At 53.8% G+C, this 667-nt stretch carries 1 protein-coding gene; it reads right to left on the reverse strand.

The genetic code is table 11. The annotated features are described in order from the left end of the window. On the reverse strand, window positions 1–458 hold a 458-nt coding region (locus ACP7E4_RS30475), incomplete at its 3' end, for an IS110 family transposase (protein WP_426119994.1). Window positions 459–667: the final 209 nt, after the last annotated feature.

Genomic DNA, 667 nt, shown 5'->3' on the forward strand with positions numbered 1-667 from the left:
CTTTCATTTGCCCAGCTTTGTTTAATCGCCACACGATGTTGAATCAGTTTAGCGCGGCGGCGCAGCAAGCTTTTGAGCTTGGTATAGGCCTCTGGAGGTGGGCTCCAGACCCTCAAGCTGTCGGATTCTTTAGAAAGGTAGCGCGCCAGCAGATGGGCATCCGACGCGTCTGTTTTCGCTCGAATGCCTATGGAATCGCGATACTTGCCAAGACGGCTGCCGTCAATAATGTAAACGTCGTGGCCCATGTCATGGGCCAGTTCAGTCGTATCAATGTGGAACAGGCCAGTGGCTTCGAGCCCGATCGCACAGTGGGCAGGAAGCTTTTTGAGCCACGCCTTGAGCGCACGTCGCTCGTTGGCAATGATGTCGGTTTGCTGCAAATCGGATCGGTAAACAACGATTTCGGCTTTCGCAACATCCACACCGACGACCACCTGTGAATTCAGGATTGTCATGGCACGTCCTCCGAGCTAGGGTTTAAGAGCTTGTCGGGGTTCACCGTTGCGCTGGCTTGTTCCTATCGTCGGTCAAGGCCGATGCATTCCTTATCGGCGCATTTGGTGAAGGGGTGGGACGAAGTCTCCAACGGTCTGTACTGGTATGAGTCAGAAGCTAGGCTTTTAGTCCCACCCACCCCTTCAAGTCTAAACATACAAGCGAGGCT

The organism is Pseudomonas sp. DSP3-2-3 (genome assembly GCF_049898225.1).
Taxonomy (GTDB): domain Bacteria; phylum Pseudomonadota; class Gammaproteobacteria; order Pseudomonadales; family Pseudomonadaceae; genus Aquipseudomonas.